This is a genomic window from Leucobacter sp. USHLN154 (assembly GCF_037145595.1).
In the GTDB taxonomy this organism is placed as follows: Bacteria; Actinomycetota; Actinomycetes; order Actinomycetales; family Microbacteriaceae; genus Leucobacter; species Leucobacter alluvii.
In genome coordinates this window covers 275,759-298,380 of sequence record NZ_JBBCXF010000001.1, presented here as the reverse complement: position 1 = coordinate 298,380, position 22,622 = coordinate 275,759, and the positions used below count along the sequence as shown (strand labels likewise).

At 67.8% G+C, this 22,622-nt stretch carries 21 protein-coding genes; 7 read left to right on the top strand and 14 right to left on the bottom strand.

Features of this window, described 5'->3' with window-relative positions; translation table 11 throughout:
* Positions 1 to 113: 113 nt before the first annotated feature.
* The 7 genes from rpsG to rpoB form a co-directional block, all read right to left on the bottom strand.
* Positions 114 to 584 carry a 30S ribosomal protein S7 gene (gene rpsG / locus WFH23_RS01330; RefSeq protein ID WP_010156386.1) on the bottom strand — a complete coding sequence of 157 codons (471 nt, stop codon included), beginning with the start codon at positions 582 to 584 and terminating at the stop codon, positions 114 to 116.
* Positions 584 to 955, bottom strand: a complete 372-nt coding sequence (gene rpsL, locus WFH23_RS01325; protein WP_010156385.1) for a 30S ribosomal protein S12 — start codon at positions 953 to 955, stop codon at positions 584 to 586. The genes rpsG and rpsL overlap by 1 nt, the downstream gene beginning before the upstream one ends.
* A 263-nt stretch (positions 956 to 1,218) precedes the next feature.
* A complete protein-coding gene (locus WFH23_RS01320) occupies positions 1,219 to 1,854 on the bottom strand; it encodes a spermidine/putrescine ABC transporter substrate-binding protein (RefSeq protein ID WP_090147094.1) in 636 nt (211 codons plus the stop codon).
* A 2-nt stretch (positions 1,855 to 1,856) separates the two neighbouring features.
* Complete coding sequence (locus WFH23_RS01315; protein ID WP_090147091.1) at positions 1,857 to 2,339, bottom strand: hypothetical protein; 483 nt, start codon at positions 2,337 to 2,339, stop codon at positions 1,857 to 1,859.
* Positions 2,336 to 3,376: a hypothetical protein gene (locus tag WFH23_RS01310; protein ID WP_200329815.1), complete on the bottom strand. Its 1,041-nt coding sequence runs from the start codon at positions 3,374 to 3,376 to the stop codon at positions 2,336 to 2,338. The genes WFH23_RS01315 and WFH23_RS01310 overlap by 4 nt, the downstream gene beginning before the upstream one ends.
* A gap of 187 nt (positions 3,377 to 3,563) precedes the next feature.
* Complete coding sequence (gene rpoC / locus WFH23_RS01305; RefSeq protein WP_090147087.1) at positions 3,564 to 7,457, bottom strand: DNA-directed RNA polymerase subunit beta'; 3,894 nt, start codon at positions 7,455 to 7,457, stop codon at positions 3,564 to 3,566.
* Positions 7,458 to 7,502: 45 nt separating this feature from the next.
* On the bottom strand, positions 7,503 to 11,000 hold the full coding sequence (gene rpoB, locus WFH23_RS01300; protein WP_200329817.1) for a DNA-directed RNA polymerase subunit beta: 3,498 nt from the start codon (positions 10,998 to 11,000) through the stop codon (positions 7,503 to 7,505).
* Between the two features lie 285 nt (positions 11,001 to 11,285).
* On the opposite strand from rpoB, the gene WFH23_RS01295 reads away from it, so the two are divergent.
* The 4 genes from WFH23_RS01295 to WFH23_RS01280 are packed head-to-tail and all read left to right on the top strand — an operon-like array spanning position 11,286 to position 13,641.
* Positions 11,286 to 11,984: a phosphatase PAP2 family protein gene (locus WFH23_RS01295; protein WP_336661352.1), complete on the top strand. Its 699-nt coding sequence runs from the start codon at positions 11,286 to 11,288 to the stop codon at positions 11,982 to 11,984.
* Between the two features lie 46 nt (positions 11,985 to 12,030).
* Positions 12,031 to 12,318, top strand: coding sequence for a glutaredoxin domain-containing protein (locus WFH23_RS01290; RefSeq protein ID WP_200329821.1), 288 nt, complete (start codon positions 12,031 to 12,033; stop codon positions 12,316 to 12,318).
* Positions 12,315 to 13,172, top strand: coding sequence for a fused MFS/spermidine synthase (locus tag WFH23_RS01285; RefSeq protein WP_090147079.1), 858 nt, complete (start codon positions 12,315 to 12,317; stop codon positions 13,170 to 13,172). Before WFH23_RS01290 ends, WFH23_RS01285 begins: the two co-directional genes overlap by 4 nt.
* 4 nt (positions 13,173 to 13,176) lie before the next feature.
* The gene (locus WFH23_RS01280; RefSeq protein WP_336661351.1) at positions 13,177 to 13,641 is read left to right on the top strand and encodes a SprT-like domain-containing protein; all 465 of its coding nucleotides are present in this window, start codon (positions 13,177 to 13,179) and stop codon (positions 13,639 to 13,641) included.
* Positions 13,642 to 13,674: 33 nt separating this feature from the next.
* Here WFH23_RS01280 and WFH23_RS01275 read toward each other — a convergent pair whose 3' ends face one another.
* The gene (locus tag WFH23_RS01275; RefSeq protein WP_090147474.1) at positions 13,675 to 14,250 is read right to left on the bottom strand and encodes an NUDIX hydrolase family protein; all 576 of its coding nucleotides are present in this window, start codon (positions 14,248 to 14,250) and stop codon (positions 13,675 to 13,677) included.
* Positions 14,251 to 14,366: 116 nt separating this feature from the next.
* Between WFH23_RS01275 and WFH23_RS01270 the strand changes: the two genes are divergently transcribed.
* Positions 14,367 to 15,203: a carbon-nitrogen family hydrolase gene (locus WFH23_RS01270; protein ID WP_336661350.1), complete on the top strand. Its 837-nt coding sequence runs from the start codon at positions 14,367 to 14,369 to the stop codon at positions 15,201 to 15,203.
* Positions 15,204 to 15,223: 20 nt separating this feature from the next.
* On the opposite strand, the gene WFH23_RS01265 is transcribed toward WFH23_RS01270, so the two are convergent.
* Positions 15,224 to 16,555: a CapA family protein gene (locus tag WFH23_RS01265; RefSeq protein WP_336661349.1), complete on the bottom strand. Its 1,332-nt coding sequence runs from the start codon at positions 16,553 to 16,555 to the stop codon at positions 15,224 to 15,226.
* Positions 16,556 to 16,666: 111 nt separating this feature from the next.
* Here WFH23_RS01265 and WFH23_RS01260 point away from each other — a divergent pair, with 111 nt between their 5' ends.
* A complete protein-coding gene (locus tag WFH23_RS01260; protein WP_336661348.1) occupies positions 16,667 to 17,464 on the top strand; it encodes a M15 family metallopeptidase in 798 nt (265 codons plus the stop codon).
* The gene (locus tag WFH23_RS01255) at positions 17,461 to 17,895 is read left to right on the top strand and encodes an NUDIX domain-containing protein (protein WP_090147068.1); all 435 of its coding nucleotides are present in this window, start codon (positions 17,461 to 17,463) and stop codon (positions 17,893 to 17,895) included. Before WFH23_RS01260 ends, WFH23_RS01255 begins: the two co-directional genes overlap by 4 nt.
* Positions 17,896 to 17,919: 24 nt before the next feature.
* On the opposite strand, the gene WFH23_RS01250 is transcribed toward WFH23_RS01255, so the two are convergent.
* The 5 genes from WFH23_RS01250 to WFH23_RS01230 all read right to left on the bottom strand — a co-directional run bounded on the left by WFH23_RS01250 (position 17,920) and on the right by WFH23_RS01230 (position 22,612).
* A complete protein-coding gene (locus WFH23_RS01250; RefSeq protein WP_336661347.1) occupies positions 17,920 to 19,368 on the bottom strand; it encodes a mycothione reductase in 1,449 nt (482 codons plus the stop codon).
* Between the two features lie 62 nt (positions 19,369 to 19,430).
* Positions 19,431 to 20,378, bottom strand: coding sequence for an ABC transporter substrate-binding protein (locus WFH23_RS01245; RefSeq protein ID WP_090147064.1), 948 nt, complete (start codon positions 20,376 to 20,378; stop codon positions 19,431 to 19,433).
* A gap of 55 nt (positions 20,379 to 20,433) precedes the next feature.
* On the bottom strand, positions 20,434 to 21,111 hold the full coding sequence (locus WFH23_RS01240) for an ABC transporter permease subunit (protein ID WP_090147062.1): 678 nt from the start codon (positions 21,109 to 21,111) through the stop codon (positions 20,434 to 20,436).
* The gene (locus WFH23_RS01235; RefSeq protein WP_336661346.1) at positions 21,108 to 21,803 is read right to left on the bottom strand and encodes an ABC transporter permease; all 696 of its coding nucleotides are present in this window, start codon (positions 21,801 to 21,803) and stop codon (positions 21,108 to 21,110) included. The genes WFH23_RS01240 and WFH23_RS01235 overlap by 4 nt, the downstream gene beginning before the upstream one ends.
* Positions 21,800 to 22,612, bottom strand: coding sequence for an ATP-binding cassette domain-containing protein (locus WFH23_RS01230; protein WP_090147058.1), 813 nt, complete (start codon positions 22,610 to 22,612; stop codon positions 21,800 to 21,802). The genes WFH23_RS01235 and WFH23_RS01230 overlap by 4 nt, the downstream gene beginning before the upstream one ends.
* Between the last annotated feature and the right edge of the window lie 10 nt (positions 22,613 to 22,622).

Sequence of the window (22,622 nt, the reverse complement as noted above, 5' to 3'; positions counted from 1 at the left end):
GTGAAGTATCGGGAGATGTCGACTCGGCTGCCGAACTGCGCCGTCCAAGTCGCGGGGCGAGGCCCCGGGTGCGGCGGAGGGATGCGAACGCGCATCCCTCCGCCGCGAGGGTTCTACCAGCGGTAGTGAGCGAACGCGCGGTTCGACTCGGCCATCTTGTGCGTGTCCTCACGTCGCTTCACTGCGGCACCGAGGCCGTTGGAAGCGTCGAGGATCTCGTTGGTGAGGCGGTCGGTCATCGAGTTCTCACGACGAGCCTTCGCGTAGCTGGTGAGCCAGCGGAGGGCGAGCGTGTTCGCACGGTGAGGCTTGACCTCGACGGGCACCTGGTAGGTGCTGCCGCCGACGCGGCGCGAGCGGACCTCGAGGGTCGGGCGCACGTTGTCGAGCGCCTTCTTGAGGACCGTCACGGCATCCTGACCGGACTTCTCGGCAACGGTCTCGAGTGCACCGTAGACGATGCGCTCGGCGAGACCCTTCTTGCCGTCGAGGAGGATCTTGTTGACGAGCTGGCTGACTACGGGCGAGCCGTAGACGGGATCAGCGACGACGGGGCGCTTGGGAGCGGGACCTTTACGGGGCATTACTTCACCTTCTTTGCACCGTAGCGGCTACGAGCCTGCTGGCGATCCTTGACCGCCTGCGTGTCGAGCGCGCCGCGCACGATCTTGTAACGAACACCGGGGAGGTCCTTCACACGACCACCGCGCACGAGCACCAGCGAGTGCTCCTGCAGGTTGTGGCCCTCGCCCGGGATGTAGGCGGTGACCTCGGTGCCGTTGCGGAGCTTCACACGGGCAACCTTGCGCATTGCCGAGTTGGGCTTCTTCGGAGTGGTGGTGTACACACGCGTGCATACGCCAGCCTGCTGCGGGTTCGCCTTCAGAGCGGGCGCTTTGGTCTTAGTGACCTTCGGCGACCGGCCCTTGCGAACCAACTGCTGAATGGTAGGCAATAGTTCTCCTCATTTGTCCTGCACGGTGACAGGAATGCTTCAATGGATGAGCATGTGCGACCGCTTGCGCGACCGCTGACCTGCTGTTCCGCAGAGCGGAACCGAGTGCAGGTATGCCGTGGGGGCCCACTTCTCGCGAAGCGTCCGACCCTGTGGCGCAGTCCCCCGAAACCTCCGTGCAGGCACGACGGAGTCGGTGGAACACACCAGCACACAACTATACGCCGAGGATCCTGCTTTGGCAATGAGTGAGAGCCGGGACCTCAACTCGGCGGTTCGAGGTTGCGACTCAGATCGTCGAGCATGCTCTGGACCTGCGGCTCGACGAAGCGATGCACCGCCGTCTCGATCCGTGCGCGATGCGCGACGAGCGCGAAGCAGACCTCCTGGCCGACCGCGTCAGCCTGCGCATCGGCGAGTTCGATCTCCCGGCGCAGCCGGAGCTTCTCATCCGGATTCAGCGGCGGCCTCGGCAACGGGGGCGCCGGTCGCGATTCCTCTGCGAGGCCGGCGAGGGTGAAGAGGAACGGCTGCGCATCGTCGCCTGGCTCCGGATCGGGATCGAGCCCGTCGTACTCCGGTTCGAGCCCGTCGGCCGGATCGTATCCGCCCGCTTCCCAGATTTCAGCACCCTCCAGCTCCGCGTGCAGGGCGGGGAGCCGCGCCGCTGTGAACTCCTCGACGCGCTTGTCGATGATGCGCTGCAGGCGCGATACCAGCGCGTGCGCGACCTGGTGCGGGACGTCGTCGGTGAGCCCCGCAGCGGCGAGCATGGGCGACCCGGTGCAGCGCCGGCAGACCCGTGAACGGCCGCGGTGCGTGCCCGGGCTCCACCGCGGCACCCAGCGCAGCCAGGAGTCGACGGCGGCGTCGACGCGGTTCTCGATGCTTGTCGCCACGATCAGTCGGTCTCCTCGTCGCGTTCCCACGGCCACCGAGGCGGAGGCCGGTCCGTGTAGACCCGCCTCGCGAGCACTGCCCAGAACAGCAGCGCAGCAGCGGCCCAGATGACCGGAAGCGCGGCGGCGAACGGGCTGAGCCAGGTCTCCGCCACCGTCATCCCCGCGAGCATGCCGAGCAGCCCCCACCAGAGATAGATGCCGGCGGCGACGGCGATGATCGACGACCAGGCGGGCTCTCGCCTGCCGCGCAGCAGCGTGATCGCGTGACGCCACAGCCCAACGGCGAGCAGCGCGAGACCGCCGACCAGCATGAGCGGCGCGATGGAGGACGGGACGCCGGGAGAGGTCACGGGGTCCCGGTCGAGCATCAGCGCGAGACCGCCCCATACGGCGACGAGCAGCGCGGTCGCGACGATGACCGCTGCGCCGATCAGCGCCGCGACGTAGCCGCGGGTCACTCCGCGACGCGGCTCGTGGGTCATGCCTGAGCGGAAGCCTTCGACTCTGCGAGGGAGGCCTCGTAGTCGGCGAGCTCACGAGCATTGCGCTGCTTCATCCGGCGTCCACGACCGCCGATCCAGGCCCCGAACCACACCGTGACCTCGCGGGCGACGAGTGCCGCACCGAGGGCGGGAACGGTCAATCCGAATCGCGTGACGAGGGTGTGCAGGTCGCCCGACCACCCGCGCGTCCCGCCGAGCATCTCTCTCGGGCTCTCGAACGGCGTTCCGAAGTACGCGAGACCGAGGGTGACCGCCGCCCAGACGAGCGCAGCGACGAAGAATCCGCCCAGCACGTACGCCCACCAGCCGGCACGGCCCGCGATGAGCACGAGCAGCACGAGACCCACGAAGAACGCGACGGCCCCGGCGATGACCGGCCACGAGGTCAACCACGGGACGAGGCCGTCAGTGAGGAACGACGAGGGCGGGAACATCGGCGCCAGCCAGAGCGCGAGCACACCGGCCAGCACGGCGGCGAAGCCGACCGTCGCGAGGATCGCGATGAGTACGCCGGCGCCGCGGTTCCCCTTGATGTCCGGAGGCATCGGCGTCTGCACGTAGAGCCCGGCCATGGGATGGTCGGAGCTGATCCGGATCTCGCCGTCGCGCTCGCGCGTCGTCGACTCGTCGGCGGCGGTGGGGAGGTCGTCGAGTGCCGGCAGCGCCGCAGTCTCCTCCCGCGTGAGCGTCGCCGATGAGGCTGCCCGCTCCGTTGGCGGCTCCATGTCGAGTTGCGTGTCTACCAGCGATGCCTGCTCGCGGCGAGCTCGCTCAGCGTCCTCCTCGACTCCCGGAGCCGACTCAGGCTCCCCGGCTTCGCGCGCGACGACGTCTGTCTGCGTGGACACGTGCTGCTCCCCCGCACCCTCGTCAGTGCTCGAGGTGCGCGAGCGCTGCACGGCGCGGAGCACCTCCGTGCGGCTCGCCTCCGTCTCTTCAACCGGGGCCCCCGGATTGCCGGCGGTCTCGGGGGTTTCCGCCGCCCTCGACGCGGATCCCTCGCGCTCGTCGCTCATCGCTTCACCTCTCGTAGCGGATCGGGATGTCCGGCGCAGATTTCGCGCCTGACACGATCATGTGCGGCAACAGTACAAGGTGGAGGCGCCCATGCGGGTTTCCCGCGCCGCGATGCGGGAAGACGCGGAATGCGAAACGGGCGCCCGCACCCGGAGGTGCGGACGCCCGTGACGCTGGCCGAGCCGACTAGCTGTAGTTGCCCGGGTTGAACTCGTCAGCCGTGAAGCTGTCGAAGTCCACGAACGAGAGGTCGTTCTCGTCGAAGGTGCCCTCGGTCGCGAAGAGGCGGTTCGGGTAGCGCTCCGCCTTCGCCTCCTCGGTCGCAGCCACGTCGACGTCGCGGTAGACGCCGAGGCCGGTACCGGCGGGGATCAGCTTTCCGATGATCACGTTCTCCTTCAGACCGATGAGCGGATCTCGCGATCCCTCCATCGCAGCCTGGGTGAGCACGCGCGTCGTCTCCTGGAAGGAGGCGGCGGAGAGCCACGACTCGGTCGCGAGCGACGCCTTGGTGATACCCATGACCTCAGGTCGCGCCGTTGCCGCACGCTTCGTGTCGAGCAGCGCTTCGCGGTTGATCCGCTGGTAGCGCGCACGATCGACGAGCTCGCCCGGGAGCAGCTCCGTCTCGCCGTGATCGACGACGGTGACCTTGCGCAGCATCTGGCGCACGATGACCTCGATGTGCTTATCGTGGATCGGCACGCCCTGCGAGCGGTAGACGCCCTGCACGCCCTCGACGAGGTACTTCTGCACCGCGCGCTCGCCCGGGATGTGCTTGCCGCCCTCGGTGGAGCCGACCTGGAGGATGTCCTTCGGGTCGAGCGTTCCCGCGAGGAAGGGCTGACCCAGCTCCACGTGATCGCCGTCTTCGACGAGCAGCGTCGAGCGCTTCAGCACCGGGTATGCCTTCTCCTCGGTGCCGTCATCCGGCGTGAGGAGAATGCGACGGCTCTTCTCGGAATCGTCGATGACGACGCGACCCGCAGCCTCGGCGATCGGCGACGCACCCTTCGGGGTACGAGCCTCGAAGAGCTCCTGCACACGGGGCAGACCCTGCGTGATGTCGTCCGCCGATGCGGAACCACCGGTGTGGAAGGTGCGCATCGTCAGCTGCGTGCCGGGCTCACCGATCGACTGCGCCGCGATGATGCCGACGGCCTCGCCGATATCGACGCGCTGACCGGTCGCGAGCGAGCGGCCGTAGCAGGTCGCGCAGACGCCGACGGCCGACTCGCAGGTGAGCACGGAGCGCACCTTGATCTCGGTGACGCCGCCATCGACGAGCTTCTCGATGAGCACATCGCCCACGTCCTCGCCCGCCTGGGCGACGACTGCGCCCTCGCCGTTCACCGCGTCAGCGGCGAGCGTGCGGGCGTAGACCGAGTTCTCGACGTTCTCGTCGCGCACCAGCACGCCGTTGGCGTCAGGGGCGGCGATCGGGAGATCGAGACCGCGACGGGTGCCGCAATCCTCTTCGCGGATGATGACATCCTGCGACACGTCCACCAGACGACGGGTGAGGTATCCCGAGTCGGCGGTGCGGAGCGCGGTGTCGGCCAGACCCTTTCGAGCACCGTGGGTCGCGATGAAGTACTCGGCGACCGACAGGCCCTCGCGGTACGAGTTGATGATCGGGCGAGGAATGATCTCACCCTTCGGGTTCGACACCAGGCCGCGCATACCGGCGATGTTGCGGATCTGCAGCCAGTTACCACGAGCACCGGAAGACACCATGCGGAAGATCGTGTTGTCCTCCGGGAACTGCTCGCGCATGGCGGCGGCCACCTCATCGGTCGCCTCCGTCCAGATCTCGGTCAGCGCCTTCTTGCGCTCGCTGTCCTGGATCATGCCGCGCTCGTAGTCGCGCTCGACCTTCGCCGCGCGCTTCTCGTGCTCGGCGATGATCTCACCCTTGTTGGAGGGCGTCACGACGTCCGAGAGCGAGACGGTCACACCGGAGCGCGAAGCCCAGTGGAAGCCCGCGTCCTTGATGCGGTCGAGCGTCGCCGCGACCTCCACCTTGGGGTAGCGCTCGGCGAGATCGTTGACCAGGCTCGAGAGCGTTCCCTTGTCTGCGACGCGCTCGAAGTAGGCGTAGTCGGCCGGCAGCGCCTCGTTGAAAATCGCTCGTCCGAGCGACGTCTCCACGAGCACCGGCTTCTCCGACGTCACGCCGTTCTCGTCGGTGTACCCGATCAGACGGATCTTCACGAGCGCGCCGAGGTCGAGGGTGCCCTCGTCCATCGCGAGAATCGCTTCGGCGATCGATCCGAACGCACGGCCGGTGCCGACGGAATCGCGCTTGATCGTCGTCAGGTGGTGCAGGCCGATGATCATATCCTGCGACGGCAGGGTGACCGGGCGCCCGTCGGAGGGCTTCAGGATGTTGTTCGACGCGAGCATGAGCACGCGCGCTTCGGCCTGGGCCTCCACCGAGAGCGGCAGATGGACTGCCATCTGGTCGCCGTCGAAGTCCGCGTTGAACGCAGCGCAGACGAGGGGGTGCAGCTGGATGGCCTTGCCCTCGACGAGCTGCGGCTCGAACGCCTGGATACCCAGGCGGTGGAGCGTCGGTGCGCGGTTGAGCAGCACGGGGCGCTCGCGGATGATCTCCTCGAGCACGTCCCACACCTCGGAGCGCGCGCGCTCGACCATGCGCTTCGCGGCCTTCACGTTCTGCGCGTGAGACAGATCCATGAGGCGCTTGATGACGAACGGCTTGAACAGCTCGAGCGCCATCTGCTTGGGCAGACCGCACTGGTGCAGCTTGAGCTGCGGGCCGACGACGATGACCGAACGCCCCGAGTAGTCGACGCGCTTGCCGAGCAGGTTCTGACGGAAGCGACCCTGCTTGCCCTTGAGCATGTCGCTCAACGACTTGAGGGCGCGGTTGCCGGTGCCCGTCACGGGGCGACCGCGACGGCCGTTGTCGAACAGTGCGTCGACGGCCTCCTGCAGCATGCGCTTCTCGTTGTTCACGATGATCTCCGGCGCGCCCAGGTCGAGCAGGCGGCGCAGGCGGTTGTTGCGGTTGATCACGCGACGGTAGAGATCGTTGAGGTCGGAGGTCGCGAAGCGGCCGCCGTCGAGCTGCACCATCGGGCGGAGCTCGGGCGGGATCACGGGAACCACGTCGAGCACCATCGCGGCCGGGCTCGCACCCGTCTGCAGGAAGGAGCTGACCACCTTGAGGCGCTTGATCGCGCGGATCTTCTTCTGGCCCTTGCCCTCGGCGATCTGCAGGTGCAGGGTCTCCGATTCGGCGGCGAGGTCGAACGACTCGAGACGCTTCTTGATCGCCTCGGCGCCCATGTACGCCTCGAAGTAGTCGCCGTAGCGATCCTGCAGGTCCGCGAACACCGCGTCCTCGGGCTTGAGGTCGCCGACCTTCAGGTTGCGGAAGTCCTCCCACACGCGCTGCAGACGAGCGATGTCGTCGTCGAAGCCCTTGCGGATGGCGGTCATCTCCTTCTCGGCCGAAGCCTCGGCGCGACGGCGCTGATCGGCCTTCGCCCCTTCGGCTTCGAGCGCTGCGAGGTCGGATTCCGCCTGCTGCTGACGCTGCGCGATCGAGATGTCGCGCTGATCCTCGAGCGCCTTCAGCTCGAGACGCAGCTCGGCTTCCAGTTCGCCCAGGTCCTCGTGACGGCCCTCTTCATCGATGTCGATGATCATGTACGCCGCGAAGTAGATGACCTTCTCGAGGTCCTTCGGCGCCATGTCGAGCAGGTAGCCGAGACGCGACGGCACGCCCTTGAAGTACCAGATGTGCGTCACGGGCGCAGCGAGCTCGATGTGGCCCATGCGCTCACGACGGACGCTGGACTTCGTCACCTCGACGCCGCAGCGCTCGCAGACGATGCCCTTGTAGCGGACGCGCTTGTACTTGCCGCACGCGCACTCCCAGTCGCGGCTCGGCCCGAAGATCTGCTCGCCGAACAGACCGTCCTTCTCGGGCTTCAGCGTGCGGTAGTTGATGGTCTCCGGCTTCTTGACCTCGCCGAACGACCAGCTGCGGATGTCTTCAGCCGTGGCGAGACGGATCTGCAGCTCGTTGAAACTCGTACCCTCGAGCAAAATGTTCTCCTTGGGGATTTCAGTAAAAGTGAAGGTGACGCCGGCTTAGATCTCGTCGATCGACGAGGATTCGAAGCGGGTGGAGAGATTGATGCCGAGCTCTTCCGCGGTGCGGTGCGCCTCGTCGTCGTTGTCGCGCAGGTTGACGGCGTTGCCGTCAGCGTTGAGCACCTCGACGTTCAGGCAGAGCGACTGCATCTCCTTCATGAGCACTCGGAAGGACTCGGGCACACCGGGCTCGGGGATGTTCTCCCCGCGCACGATCGCCTCGTACACCTTCACGCGCCCGAGGATGTCGTCGGACTTCACGGTGAGCAGTTCCTGCAGCGCGTATGCGGCGCCGTACGCCTCGAGCGCCCACACTTCCATCTCACCGAAGCGCTGTCCGCCGAACTGCGCCTTGCCGCCCAGGGGCTGCTGGGTGATCATCGAGTACGGACCGGTCGAGCGCGCGTGGATCTTGTCGTCGACGAGGTGGTGCAGCTTCAGGATGTACATGTAGCCGACCGAGATCGGGTACGGGTACGGCTCGCCGGAGCGTCCGTCGAACAGGCGCGTCTTGCCCGAGGAGTCGATGAGGCGATCGCCGTCACGGGTGACGAGCGTCGAATCGAGCAGGCCGGCGATCTCCGCCTCGGAAGCGCCGTCGAACACCGGCGTTGCCACCTTGGTGTTCGGTGCTGCCTCGAGCGCCTGCTGGGAGAGCTTGGCCGCCCACTCAGGGGTGCCCTCGACCTTCCAGCCCTGCTTCGCGATCCAGCCGAGGTGGACCTCGAGGACCTGACCGAAGTTCATGCGGCCCGGGATGCCCAGCGGGTTCAGGATCACGTCGACGGGCGTGCCGTCTTCGAGGAACGGCATGTCTTCGACCGGGAGGATCTTCGAGATGACGCCCTTGTTGCCGTGACGACCGGCCAGCTTGTCGCCCTCGGTGATCTTGCGCTTCTGAGCGATGTAGACGACCACGCGCTGGTTCACGCCGGAGCCGAGCTCGTCGTCGTTGTCGTTCTCGGCGTCGAACACCTTGACGGAGGTGACGGTGCCCGAGACGCCGTGCGGCACCTTGAGCGACGTATCGCGCACCTCGCGGCTCTTCTCGTTGAAGATCGCGCGGAGCAGGCGCTCTTCGGCGGAGAGCTCGGTCTCACCCTTCGGGGTGACCTTGCCGACGAGGATGTCGCCGGGGGTGACCTCGGCGCCGATCCGGATGATGCCGCGCTCGTCCAGATCCTTCAGCGCCTCCATGCTGGCGTTCGGGAGGTCACGCGTGATCTCCTCCTTGCCGAGCTTGGTGTCGCGGGCATCGACGTCGTACTCCTCGATGTGGATCGACGAGAGCGTGTCGTCCTTCACCAGGTTCTGGCTCAGGATGATCGCGTCCTCGAAGTTGTGACCCTCCCACGACATGAACGCGACGAGCAGGTTCTTGCCGAGCGCGAGCTCGCCGTTCTCCGTCGCGGGACCGTCGGCGATGACCTCGCCGGCCTCGATGCGCTCGCCTGCCTTGACGATGACACGGTGGTTGTAGTTCGTGCCCTGGTTCGAGCGGTCGAACTTGCGCATGAAGTAGCTCTTCGAGCCGCCTTCGTCCTCCTGGATCGTGACGAAGTCCGCAGAGACCTCCTCGACGACGCCGGACTTGGCCGCGGTGATCACGTCACCGGCGTCGATGGCCGCATAGCCCTCCATACCGGTTCCGACCACGGGCGACTCGCTGCGCACGAGCGGAACGGCCTGACGCTGCATGTTGGCGCCCATGAGCGCGCGGTTGGCGTCGTCGTGCTCGAGGAAGGGGATCAGCGAGGTCGCGACCGACACCATCTGACGGGGCGAGACATCCATGTAGCCCACGCGCTCGGCGTCGACCATGATGACCTCTGAGCCGCGGGGGCGCGCGAGCACCTGCTTCTCGGCGAACGTTCCGTCCTGGGTGAGCGGTGCGCCGGCCTGCGCGATGAGATACTCGTCCTCTTCGTGCGCGGTGAGGTAATCGACCTGGTCGGTCACCTTGCCGTCGACGACCCGGCGGTAGGGCGTCTCGATGAAGCCGAACGCGTTGATGCGCGCGAACGTCGCGAGGGCGCCGATCAGGCCGATGTTCGGGCCTTCAGGGGTCTCGATCGGGCACATGCGGCCGTAGTGGGACGGGTGCACGTCTCGCACCTCGACGCCTGCGCGGTCGCGGGAGAGACCGCCCGGGCCCAGCGCGGAGAGACGGCGCTTGTTGGTCAGGCCCGCGAGCGGGTTGTTCTGATCCATGAACTGCGAGAGCTGCGACGTTCCGAAGAACTCCTTGATCGCGGCCAGCACGGGTCGCGTGTTGATCAGGGTGTTCGGCGTGATCGCCTCGATGTCCTGCGTCGTCATGCGCTCGCGCACGACGCGCTCCATCCGGCTGAGGCCGGTGCGCACCTGGTTCTGGATCAGCTCGCCGACAGCGCGGATGCGACGGTTGCCGAAGTGATCGATGTCGTCGGTCTCGAGGCGCAGATCGACCGGCTTGCCCTCGCGGGTGCCGGGGAGGGTCTCGGTGCCGGCGTGCAGTCCGACCAGGTACTTGATCGTCGCAACGATGTCTTCGAGCGACAGCACCGAATCGGTGATCGGCGCATCGACGCCGAGCTTGCGGTTGATCTTGTACCGGCCGACCTTCGCGAGGTCGTAGCGCTTCGAGTTGAAGTAGCTGTTGTCGAGCAGTGCACGCGCGGCCTCGATGGCCACCTGCTCGCCCGGACGCTGCTTGCGGTAGATGTCCTTGAGCGCCTCTTCCTGCGTGACGATCGCGTCCTTCTCCAGGGTGAGTGCGATCGACTCGTAGCCGGCGAACTCCTCGAGGATCTCCTCGCTCGTCATGCCGAGCGCCTTCAGGAAGACCGTGACCGACTGCTTGCGCTTGCGGTCGATGCGCACGCCGACCTGGTCGCGCTTGTCGACCTCGAACTCGAGCCACGCACCGCGGCTCGGGATCACGCGGGCGGTGAAGACATCCTTATCGCTCGTCTTCTCCTGCGCGCGCTCGAAGTACACTCCGGGGCTGCGGACGAGCTGCGACACGATGACGCGCTCGGTGCCGTTGATGATGAAGGTGCCCTTGCCGGTCATGATGGGGAAATCGCCCATGTAGACCGTCTGGCTCTTCAGCACCTGCGTCTCGGTGTTGTAGAACGCCGCCTCGACGTACAGCGGCGCGGCGTAGGTCTTGCCGCGCTCCTTGCACTCCTCGATGGTGAACTTCTGCTCGTCGAGAATCGGGTTCTCGAACGACAGCTGCATCGTTCCGGCGTTGTCTTCGATCGGCGAGATCTCATCGAAGATCTCCTCGAGGCCGCTCTTGAGCGCGATGTCATCGCGCCCCTGAGCTTGCGCCTCGACGACACGTGATTTCCACGTGTCGTTGCCGACGAGCCAGTCGAAGCTCTCGAGCTGCAGTGCCAGCAGGTTCGGCACCGACAGCGTGTCGGAAATCTTGGCGAAGGACAGCCGCTGGTGATCGCGGCCGTTCTTCGGGTTCTGGGTGGACGATGCGTTGCGCGCAGCAGCCAAGGAAACTACCTCCGTGGGCCCCGTCGGGCCGGTTGACCTGGTCTTGCGAGAATTGCTTCAGGATCACGCAATCGAGGCTCATCTGCGCTTTCGCGCCAGCTCCCGGGGCCTACCGATATATGCAGGCACACTCGTGTCCGTAGTGCAACTGTCAACTGTAACAGCATCGTTATCGCATGTCCAGTGCCATATTCCGAATCGCGACGTCATGGGGATCACGCCTCGGATTCGCCTCGGTCGGCCGTTCGCGGAGGCGCTCACAGGCGTCTCGATTACCGTATCGGAATGGCCCCCTCCGACAGCGCTCCCGCTCCTCGACCGCAGCCGTCGGCAGCAATCCGACGCACTCCCCCGCCCGCCGCAGTGGCGGCGTCCATCGCCACCGTGCTCCTGATCGCGGCCTTCGGCGCTTACCAGCGCTTCGCACAGACGAGCGTCTTCGCGATCGACACCTGGTGGGCCGACACGGTGTCGATCGAGCGCGGATCGGCCCTCTTCGCGGTCGCCGTGTTCCTCGCACAGGTCGGCGACGGGATCGGAGCGGCGGCGTGCGCCGTGATCCTCGGAGCGCTCTGCTTCGCGCTCCGCAGACCGAGAGACGGGGCCGCGATCCTCACCGCGGCGGTACTCGGCGTCATCGCGTCGGAGGCCGTCAAAGCGCTCACCCTGCGCACGAGACCGACCGGCCAGCTCTTCGAGAGCTTCGGCGCCTCATACCCATCCGGGCACTCCATGGGCGCCGCCGCGCTGGCCGTCTCGGTCGTGCTGGTCGTCATCGGCTCCGAACGCATCGATGCGCGACTACGAAACTGGATCATCGTCGCGGCGGCGCTCTGGATCGTCGCCATGATGTGGAGCCGCACGGCCCTGCACGTGCACTGGCTCACCGACACCGTCGCCGGCGCTCTGCTCGGCATCGCCGCCGCGGTCATCGCCCGCCGGCTCTGGTTCGGCCCGGCATCCGCTCCAGCGATCCGTCGTTGACATGGCGCCGAGGCCGGTGCCTCCGACGGGGCGTAGGCTGGACCGCATGAGCGACGCGCCGGCCGACCACCCGCAATCCGCAACGGAGACCGTGATCTTCGGAGCCGACTGGTGCGGGGACTGCCGCCGCGCCAAGCTCATCTTCGATCGCTCGTCGGCGCCGTATCGCTACATCGATCTCGTGCAGGATCCGGCGGCCGCGGAGGTGGCCCGGGATATCAGCGGGCGCACCAACATTCCCGTCATCCTCTATCCCGACAGCAGCCACCAGGTCGAGCCGTCCAACGCCGACATGCTGCAGAAGATCGCCGAGCTCCGGCTCGGGCAGCCGTGACCCAGCTTCCGGCGGCGGTAACCCTGTCGTCGGGCCTGCGAGCCGAAGTCGAGGAGGATCGCTGGGTGCCGGGAGCCGTGCAGCTGCTCGTCGACGGCACACCGCAGTCCCATGTGAATCTGGGCGATCCCTCGGAGCTGTTCTTCGAGTACATCCGGCGCATCGGCCATGTCATCGACCTGTTCCGCCCCGGCGGGAACCCCGTCTCCGCCCTCCACCTGGGCGGAGGAGCATTCACCCTGCCCCGCTACATCGAAGCCACGCGGCCCGGAAGCCGCCAGCAGGTCATCGAGCTCGAAGGCGCGCTCGTCGATCTCGTTCGCGAGGCGGCCCCGCTGCCGAAACGAGCGAGCATCCGGGTGCGCCGCGGTGATGCGCGCGAGGTGCTGGGTCGGCTGCCAGACGGGATGCGGGGAGCGATGGACCTCGTCGTCGTCGACATCTTCGCCGGCGCACGCACTCCGGCGCACGTCTCGAGCACCGAGTTCTACTCCTTGCTGCGGCCGTTTCTCGCTCCCGGCGGCCTCATCGTGGTCAACGCCGCCGACGGAGCCGGTCTCCCGTTCGTGCGCGGGCAAGCGGCGACGCTCGCGAGCCTCTTCGCGTCGACGGCCGCGGTGGCCGAGCCGCAGGTGCTGAAGGGCCGCCGCTTCGGCAACGTCGTCTTCATCGCCTCCGACACCGACCTCGAATCCCTCGATTGGCTGCCGCGGCTGCTCGCGGGCGGCCCGCATCCCGCGCGCATGCTCGTCGGGCGGGAGTTCGACGACCTTGCACGCGGCACGTCCCCGGTGACGGACGAGACGGCGGTCGACTCCCCCGAGCCGGCGCGGGCGCTCTTCGAGCGGAACTGAGCGCGTGGCGGATCTCGCGCGCGTGCGCGTGTGGGCGGACGCGCTCATCAGGATGCACCTCTCGTCGGCAGATCGCACCGAGCAGCGGTGGTCTTTCGCGTTCGACAACGCCAAGCGGCGCGCCGGCCTCTGCAATTACACGGAGCGGCGCATCACGGTGTCGCGGTATCTGGCGGAGAAGTTCGACGACGACGAAATCCACCAGGTGCTGCTGCACGAGGTCGCGCACGCGCTCGCGGGGCCCGCGGCTGGCCACGGCGCCGCCTGGAAGGCGATCGCGCTGGAGATCGGGTACGTCGGCGGCGTCACCCATCACGGCGAGATCGCCCACGAGCGAGCCCCGTGGGTGGGGCTCTGCTCAGCGGGGCACGAGCACTTCAGATTCCGCAAGCCCACGCGCGTGCACTCCTGCGGCAAGTGCGCGAAATCGTTCTCGCCCAGCCACGTCATCACCTGGCGCAGACGCTGAAGCTGACGACGCAGGATCGGGGGCGAGCCAGAGTCAGCAGCTGATCGAAGACAGCGCCTGACGCAGCAGCGCGCCGCGGCCGTTCGAGAATTCCTCCAGCGTCGCCGGAGCCGTCGCCTCCTCGGGCGCCATCCACGTCACCTCGAGCGCATCCTGACGGGGGTTGCACGTGCCGGTGACCGGTACGACGTAGACGAGCGAGACAGCGTGCTGCCGATCATCGACGAAGGGCGAGATCCCAGGCATCGGGAAGTACTCCGCCACCTGTGCCGGCACGAGCGCGGCTGGCATCTGCGGGAAGGCCATCGGCCCGAGATCATTCTCGAGGTGGCGGAAGAGCGCTTCGCGCAGCGTCTCGCCGTAACGGACCCTGCCGGACACGAGCGATCTCCGCATCACGCCTTCGGGGGTGCTGCGGAGGAGGAGACCGACTTCGACCACCTGACCGAGCCCATCGAGCCGCACCGGCACCGCCTCAACGTACATGATCGGCATCCGGCCGCGCACGAAGCTCAGCTCGTCCTCACTGAGCCACCCGGGGTTGCCCGGCGGCGTCGGACGATCCTCTGGGCCATCGGGATCGGGGAACTCGGCCGTGTCGATCGTCATTCCTTCACCCGTCCCGTCGTGGTCGCCGCCCGGGTCGCGGCGCGACCGAGCACGTCCCATCCTGCCACGCCGGTCTCTCCTGACGTACGTGGCGCGCCTCGCCTAGGCTGTGAGACATGCAATCGCACCCCGACTCCGCGCACTCCGGCTCCCGACGCGTCGCCATCGCTCAGATCGCGAGCCCCGACGACGAGACGCCGCAGGAACGCATCGAACGCGTCGAAGAGCTGCTGCGGCGATTGGAGCACGTCGATCTGGTCACGCTGCCCGAGCTGTGGAGCGCCGGGTACTTCGCGTTCGACCGGTACGCTGAGCGCGCTGAGTCCCTCGATGGTCCGACGGTTCGGATGGCGCAGCGGGTGGCCCGCCATCTCAGCAGCGAGGTTCATCTGGGGAGCATCGTCGAGCGGGGCGCCGACGGGCAGCTGCACAACACGGCCGTGCTGGTCGACGCGAGCGGCCGTGTCGTTCAGACCTATCGCAAGATCCACGTGTTCGGCTATCAGTCGCAGGAATCTCAGCTGCTCACGCCGGGGCACTCGCTGAGCGTGACCGCAGCAGCACTCGGCGCCACAGCGAGCACGACGTGCTACGACCTCCGATTCCCCGGGCTCTGGCAGGAGCTCAGTGCGCGCGGAGCGGAAACTGCGATCGTTCCAGCGGCTTGGCCCGCCGCGCGACGCGAGCACTGGCGGCTCCTCACCCAGGCGCGAGCCGTGGAGCACCAGCTCTGGGTCATCGCCACGAACGCGTGCGGCAGTCAGGCCGGAGTGGAGCTCGGAGGATTCAGCCGGGTCGTCGACCCCTCAGGGCGCGTCGTCGCCGAGTGCGGCGACGGTGAGGAGGTGCTGATCGTCGATGTCGACCCTGCGCAGGTCGGCACGGTGCGCGCCGAGTTCCCGGTGATCGACGATCGACTCGGCATCGACGACTACCGCGCGCTCTCCGACTGACGCGGGGCGCGCGAGCGCCGCTACTCGGGAACGATGGCGACGTCGGGACCGAGGATCGCCGCCGACGCCTCCATCTGCTGCTCGGCCGTCACCCCGAAACGCGTCGTCGCGAGCAGCTCGCCCGATTGGGCGAGCGGCGTGATCGAGAGGTTCGTGCGCGCGAGCAGGTCGCCGGCGGCCTCCTGCTCCGCGCTCCAGTCGTAGTGCATGTACGTGAGGATCGCCGTGGGATTCTCGATGGCGACCGCCCCCGATGCCGGATCGCGCACCGCTTCGAAACCCGCGATCACACCGGTGCGCTGGGCGAGTTCGAGCTGGGTGTTCAGCATGTTGCCGACCGAGTACCACACGAGTGCGCGCCCGCCGTAGGACCGGTCGAGCCAGGCGACCGGCTGCAGCACGTGGGGTCCGGTGCCGATGATGACGTCGGCGCCGAGATCGGCGACCCGCTGCGCGAACGCGGTTTGCTGATCATTCACCTCGTGCGAATCCTCCGTGCCCCAGTGAGCCGACACGACCACGACGTCGGCGAGTTCGTTCGCCTGCGTCATCAGATCGTTCACGAGGGCGTCATCGCTCATCATGTTCAGCGACACCCCGTCGATGGGTGCATTCGAGTACTCGGCGAAAGAGACCAGCGCGAACGTCATCCCGCCCTGTTCGAATACGGGAACCACGCGCTGCTCCTCGGCGCTCCGGTTCGCACCGTCGACGGCGGCGGGCGTCAACCCGTCCCAGACGCCTCGGGTGCCGGCGATGCCAGCAGCGCCGAGATCGGCACTGTGGTTCGTCGCGAGATTCACGAGGTCGCAGCCCGCCACTCCGTGCAGTGCTCCGGCGAACTCCGGGGGCGCGTTGAACGTCGGGTAGCCGCTGACGCCGAAATCTGCTCCGGCACTCGGCACCTCCTGGTTGCAGAATGCGACGTCTGCGGCTTCCAGCTGCGGGGCGATGCCAGAGAAGAACTGTCCGTAGTCGTATGCGCCATCGGGCTGGAGGGCATTCGCATTGACGGAATCGTGCGGAAGCATGTCGCCCATGGCGATCACACGCACACGCCCGTCCTCCTCTTCCCCTGCGGCGGGATCCGGTTCGGTCGCCCCCTCCGGCTCGACGGTCGGTGACGGGTCAGGGGTCGGCGACGCATCCTCGGCCGTGCTGGGTGCACCGGGTTCGCGATCGGGGCCCCAGACGAGCGCCGCCGCGGTGCCGCCGAGCCCGAGCACGACCACCACGACGGCCGAGATGGCGATGATACGGCGCGTGCGACGGGGGAAGCGTCGCTTTCCGGTGACCGCGATCGGGGTGTATGCCGCCGGCATGCCCGCCTGATTCTCCCTGCCGTCCTGCATGGCACCAGCGTAGCCGGGACGAGCCGGGCCTCCTCCGCGCCGCTCCGGGCGAAACGAGTCAAGGCTATGCGCCGCGGCAGTCGGCGGCACCCGCCCCGGTAGCATGAACGCATGGCCCCGAGACAGTTCAGCACGGTCCTCGCGGTGCTCTCCATCTCAGCGGCAGCGATCGCACTCGCGGGTTGCGCACCCGAGCCGGAGAGGTCGCCGCAGACGGATACTGGTGATTCCCCGGCCCCGACGGCGTCCCGGGAGCCGAGTGCCGACGGATCGGGTGCGCCCGAATCCGCCGCATCCGAGTTCGATGCGAGCGCGCACTCGCTCGATGACCCCGCCTCGATCTGGGTCGTCACGAACAAGACGCGCCCGCTCCAGCCGATCGATTTCGCGCCCGACGATCTCGTGATGCCTGCGGGGGTGGAGAACGAGTTCGCCCAGCCCTTGCGCGAACCGGCCGCGCGCGCCGTGGAGTCTCTCGTCGCCGCGGCCGCCTCGGCCGGCATCGACGTGCGCATCATCAGCGCGTACCGGGACTACGCCACGCAGGTCGCGCTCTACGACGGATACGTGTCGCGCGACGGGGCGGATGCAGCGGATACCTATTCCGCACGCCCCGGGCATTCCGAGCATCAGACCGGTCTGGTCGTCGACTTCGACGATCACGGGGAGTGCTACCTCGCCGGATGCTTCGGTGATACGCCGGCCGGCGTCTGGCTCGCCGAGCACGCCGCCGAGCACGGGTTCATCGTGCGCTATCCCGATGGCAAGCAAGACGTCACGGGGTTCATGCCGGAGCCCTGGCACTTCCGGTACGTCGGCACCGAACTCGCCGCAGAGATGCGCGAGAGCGGTGTCACCACGCTCGAAGAGTTCTTCGGTCTCCCGAGCGCTCCGGGGTACGTCCCGTGAACGGCGCGGAGGCCCGCACGATCCGGGTGAGCGCCGTCGTCATGCGCGACGCCGACGGCCGCGTGCTCAACGTGCGCAAGCGCGGCACCGCCTCGCTCATGCTCCCGGGAGGCAAGCACGAGCCGGGCGAACTCGCGATCGACACAGCTGTGCGGGAGTTCGGTGAGGAACTCGGTGTCTCGCTCGAGCGCGATGCCCTGCGTCTGATCGGCGTGTTCCGAGCACGTGCGGCGAACGAACCGGGGCACGTCGTCGAGGCGACGGTGTTCGAGCACCCCTTCGTAGCCCCAGCAGGCTCAGCGAGACCTCACGCCGAGATCGAGGCGCTCGAGTGGGTCGATCCACGGGATCGGCGATCCGACATGGCTCCGCTCAACACCGACGTCATCTTTCCGAAGCTGATCGGCGATACGGCACCCCGCTCGCCCTGAGCCCTCTGGCTCCGCAGCAACTGATCACCGCGCGCTGGAGGGCGTCGCGATGTCGAGTCCGAGGAGCGCATTCTCGGCGACCTCCATGAGCGCCGGATGAATCCAGTACTGGCCTCGCGCCGCGGTGTGCGCATCGATGCCGAAGCTCATCGCCGAGATCATCACCTGGATCAGGTTGGACGCCTGGTACCCCATCACGTGGGCTCCGAGAATGCGCCCGTCCCTGCGGTCGGCGATCACCTTGAACACGCCAGAGCTGTCCTCGAGCGCCCAACCATAGGCCGTGTCGCCGTACGCCTGCAGATACGAGGTGACGTGCTCCGCTCCGAGAGCGGTGACGGCCTCCGCCTCCGTGAGCCCGACCTGCGCAACCTCCGGGTCGGTGAAGACTGCGGACGGAACGGCGTCTCGCCGCGACTCGCGGAGATCGTCCGGGTGCTCGAGATTGTGCGCCACCACGCGCGCCTCGTGATTCGCGACATGCTTGAGCTGAGCAGCCGAGCTGATGTCGCCGAGCGCGTAAAGCCCACGCACCGGCTTGCCGCCGGAGAGCACGCGCTGGAAGGAGTCGACGGCGATGCGGCCATCGGGGTGCAGATCGAGGCCGGCCTCGGCCGCTCCGACACGGTCGGAATTCGGCCTGCGGCCCGTGGCGACGAGCACGATGTCGGCAGCGACGCGCTCTGCACTGCCGGGCTCTGCGTGGAGTGCAGGCGAGCCGCTCGGAGCGAGGTCCGCGATCACACCGCCGTCATCGGCATGACGGATCGCGGTGACATCTCGATCGAGCCTCAGATCCCACTGCCGCGCCGCTTCCGCGGTGAAACGCGAGGCGATATCCGCATCCGCCCGCTTGAGCAGCTGGGCACCGCGGTGCACCTGCACGACCTCGGAGCCGAACGCCGAGAACACGTTCGCGAACTCGGCGCCGATGTATCCGCCGCCGATCACGAGCACGCGTTTCGGCAGCTCCGCCAGCCGCATCACCGTGTCCGAGGTGTGCACGTGCGGCAGATCGATGCCGGGGATCTCCGGCAGGACGGCGCGGGACCCCGCCGCGATGACCAACTGCGCGGCGTCGACGCGTGCACCATCGGAGCTCTCGAAGCTGTGCGTGCCCGTGAGCCGCACCTGCTGGGAAATCAGCTCGACATGGTCGAGGTCGTCGCGACGATAGCGCTCTCCGGCAGCGGAGATCGCGTCGATGCGACCGAAGATCCGGTCCCGCATGCCGGGCCAGTCGACGGACTCCGTGCGTTGCACGACCCCCAGACGGGCAGCCTCCTCCGGCACCCGGGCGAGGGCGGCGGGCCGCACGAACATCTTCGTCGGGATGCAGCCGACGTTCAGGCAGGTCCCGCCGAAGACGCCCGCTTCTGCGATGACCACGCGGCGCGAGTCCCAGAACGGCGTGATGAGGGAGTTGCCCGAACCGGAGCCGATGATCGCCAGGTCAGCCGCAGAATTCTCCATACCGAGATCCTACGGCTGACCCGGTGAGCCCCGTGCCGCCGCCCCGCGCCGGAGCATCGACCTTAGAAGGACTGGCCGTCGAGCCATTCCTTCGCGATGTCGGCAGCCGAACGCTCATCGTTCACGCTCTGCCCGTTGAGCTCGACGAGGTCCTCCGGGCTCAGCGCCGCGTCGACCTCGTTGATCACGCTCTCGGCCTGATCATCGATCTTCTCGCTCGCGATCGGCACGACATGCGAGGCGAGGAAGATGCCCTTCGTGTCTTCGAGGGTGACGAGGTCGTTCGCGGCGAGCGACGGATCCGCGGAGTAGATGTTCGCGAACTGGATCGCGCCGTCCTTGAGGGCCTTCACCGTCAGCGGCCCACCGCTGTCCTCGATCGGCGTGAACTGCACGCCTTCGATGCCGTAGGTCTCGGCGAGCCCGGCCGGACCGTACGGCCGCGTCTCGGCCTCCGAGTTGGAGCCGAACGTCAGCGGGTCGGTGACGTTCCCCAGGTCCTCGACCGTCTCGAGATCCCACTTCTCTGCGAACTCGCGGGTCACGACGTACGTGTCCTGATCCGTGGCGGGAGACTGCTCGAGCACGCGCAGACCCTCTGGCATGGCTTCCACCAGCGCGTCGTAGACCTCGTCCGATACGCGCTCCGGCGCGTCGGCCTCGAAGTACTGGAGCAGGTTTCCGCTGTACTCGGGGAACAGGTCGATCTTACCGCTCTCGATCTCGGGCAGGTAGACCTCGCGCTGCCCGATGCGGAACTGGCGATCGACGTCAAACCCGTCGGCTTCGAGCGCCTGTGCGTAGATCTCTGCGATGATCTCGTTGGAGTAGTAGTCCTGCGAGCCGACGACGATCGTGCCGCCCTCGGCGGAAGCGGTGTCGCCTGCACCCCCGTCCTCGGAGAGCGGGTCGCTGCTCGAGCAGCCGGTGAGTGCCGCGGTGAGCGCGATGGCTCCTGCGGCGAAGGCGGCGCCCCATCGGGCGGAGCGCAGTGCGGGTCGACGTTGCATGGTCGGTTCCTCTCGGTCGGGAGTGCGTTCGGTGGGGTGGGGAGTCGTGGGCGGGTCAGCCCGTGGCTTCGGGCACGCGTGCGATCCGGCGACTCGCCATGCGTTGGAACAGCGCCAGCAGAATCTCGAGCAGGAGCGTCAACGCGATGACGAGGAGCGCACCGGCGAGCATGAGCCCGTAGTCCCGCGACTTCAGCCCGGAGAACAGATACCGGCCGAGGCCGACGTCGGAGGTGTACGCGGCGAGCGTCGCCGTCGACACCACCTGCAGGGTCGCGGCGCGCACGCCGCCGATCATCACCGGCAGCGCGAGCGGGAGCTCGACCCGCAGCAGCACCTGCACCGGGCTGAACCCCACGGCTTTCGCGGCTGACGGGATCGATGGCTCGATCGCGCTCACTCCCGCGTACGCCCCGGCCAGCAGGGACGGGATTGCGAGCACGATCAGCGCGAGCACGGGCGCGGTGATGCCGATCCCGAGCGCGAGTCCGAACAGGGTGAGCACGCCGAGCGTCGGCAGCGCGCGCGCGGCGCCCGCGAGTGCGCCGACGGCGCCGGCCCCGCGACGGGTGTGCCCGATGACGGCGCCGAGCGGGAGCGCGATGATACTCGCGAGCAGGAGCGCTCCGAGGGCGAGGGCGAGGTGCTGCAGCAGTCGCGCGGGGATGCCCCCGTTTCCGCTCCAGTTCGCGGGGTCGGTCAGCCAGGCGATTGCGTCGGCGAAGAGGTTCACGCGCGCTCCCCCGTCTCTGCCGCGGCAGCCGGACGGTGCCGATCAGCCGAGCGCTGCGATACCCGGCGGGTCCACGGCGTCAAGGCCCGACCGATCGCGAGCACCACGACGTCGAGCAGCAGCGCGAGCAGCACGGTCGCGATGACGCCCGTCCAGATCTCGGCGAAGATGCCGCGCTGAAACCCGTCGGTCAGCAGGGTGCCCAGGCTCTGCACCCCGATGAGCGCACCGAGCGTGACGAGACTGATCGTCGACACCGACACCACGCGGATGCCTGAGATCAGCACGGGTACCGCGAGCGGCAGATCGACCCGCCAGAACAGCCCGCGAGGCGCGAACCCGATCGCCAGCGCAGCGTCGCGGAGCTGGCCGTCGACCGAGGCGAATGCGTCGCATGCCGTGCGCACGAGCAGGGCGACGCCGTACACGCTCAGAGCGGCGACCATCGTCTGCCACGAGCGCAGCGAAGTGCCGATGACCGCCGGGATGATGATGAGCAGGGGAAGCGCGGGAATGGCGTACGCGAGGGAGGCGACCGAGAGCAACGGGCCGCCGAGCCGTGGCTTGCGGAACGCCAGGCGCCCGATCGGCACCGCGATGATCACGCTGATGAGGATCGCCGGAACACTCAGCAGGAGGTGCTTGACGGCGAGTTCGAGCACGAACTCCCAGTTCGCAATCGGCCAGTTCACGGTTCGAGCACTCCGACGGGACGACCGGTCGCGTCGACGGCGAGGCGCTGGCCGCCGTCCTCGACGATGTGCAGGCGACGCTCGCCGCGGTCAGCGCCCACGAAATCGCGCACGAAGTCGTTCGCCGGGCTGCCGAGAATCTCGGCGGGGGTGCCGCGCTGCGCGATCCGGCCGCCGGCTTCGAGCACGACGACCTCGTCTCCGAGCAAGAACGCTTCGTCCACATCATGCGTGACGAAGAGGATGGTCTTGCCCAGCTCGGCCTGCAGTCTCAGCAGTTCTTGCTGCAGCTCGCGACGCACGATCGGGTCGACAGCCCCGAACGGCTCGTCCATGAGCAGGATATTCGGATCGGAGGCCAGTGCGCGGGCGACGCCGACGCGCTGCTGCTGGCCTCCGGAGAGCTGCGCCGGGTATCGCTCGGCAAGCGCCGGATCCAGCCCGACTCGTTCGAGGAGCGCACCCGCAGCCCGACGCGCTTCGCGGCGCGAGGTCCCGGTGAGCACGGGGACCGTCGCGACGTTGTCGGCGACGGTGCGATGCGGTAGCAGGCCGCCCTGCTGCAGTACGTACCCGATGGAGCGCCGCAGATCGACGGCGTTGCGATCGCGCACGTCTTCACCGTCGATGAGCACCCGGCCGGAGGTCGGTTCGACCATCCGGTTGACCATGCGCATGAGCGTGGTCTTGCCCGATCCGGAGGAACCGACCAGCACCACCGCGCGATGCGACGGGACGGTGCACGAGAACTCGTGGACAGCGGTCGCACCGCCTGGGAACACCTTCGAAACCCGTTCGAACTCGATCACGTGGCCCCCT

Coding starts and splice junctions, on each gene's coding strand:
- WFH23_RS01310 (WP_200329815.1), bottom strand. CDS start 3,376: ATGAGCGACGAGCGCGAGGGATCCGCGTCGAGGGCGGCGGAAACCCCC.
- WFH23_RS01245 (WP_090147064.1), bottom strand. CDS start 20,378: ATGCAACGTCGACCCGCACTGCGCTCCGCCCGATGGGGCGCCGCCTTC.
- rpsG (WP_010156386.1), bottom strand. CDS start 584: ATGCCCCGTAAAGGTCCCGCTCCCAAGCGCCCCGTCGTCGCTGATCCC.
- WFH23_RS01260 (WP_336661348.1), top strand. CDS start 16,667: ATGGCCCCGAGACAGTTCAGCACGGTCCTCGCGGTGCTCTCCATCTCA.
- WFH23_RS01265 (WP_336661349.1), bottom strand. CDS start 16,555: ATGCAGGACGGCAGGGAGAATCAGGCGGGCATGCCGGCGGCATACACC.
- WFH23_RS01315 (WP_090147091.1), bottom strand. CDS start 2,339: ATGACCCACGAGCCGCGTCGCGGAGTGACCCGCGGCTACGTCGCGGCG.
- WFH23_RS01250 (WP_336661347.1), bottom strand. CDS start 19,368: ATGGAGAATTCTGCGGCTGACCTGGCGATCATCGGCTCCGGTTCGGGC.
- WFH23_RS01270 (WP_336661350.1), top strand. CDS start 14,367: ATGCAATCGCACCCCGACTCCGCGCACTCCGGCTCCCGACGCGTCGCC.
- WFH23_RS01295 (WP_336661352.1), top strand. CDS start 11,286: ATGGCCCCCTCCGACAGCGCTCCCGCTCCTCGACCGCAGCCGTCGGCA.
- WFH23_RS01275 (WP_090147474.1), bottom strand. CDS start 14,250: ATGACGATCGACACGGCCGAGTTCCCCGATCCCGATGGCCCAGAGGAT.
- WFH23_RS01290 (WP_200329821.1), top strand. CDS start 12,031: ATGAGCGACGCGCCGGCCGACCACCCGCAATCCGCAACGGAGACCGTG.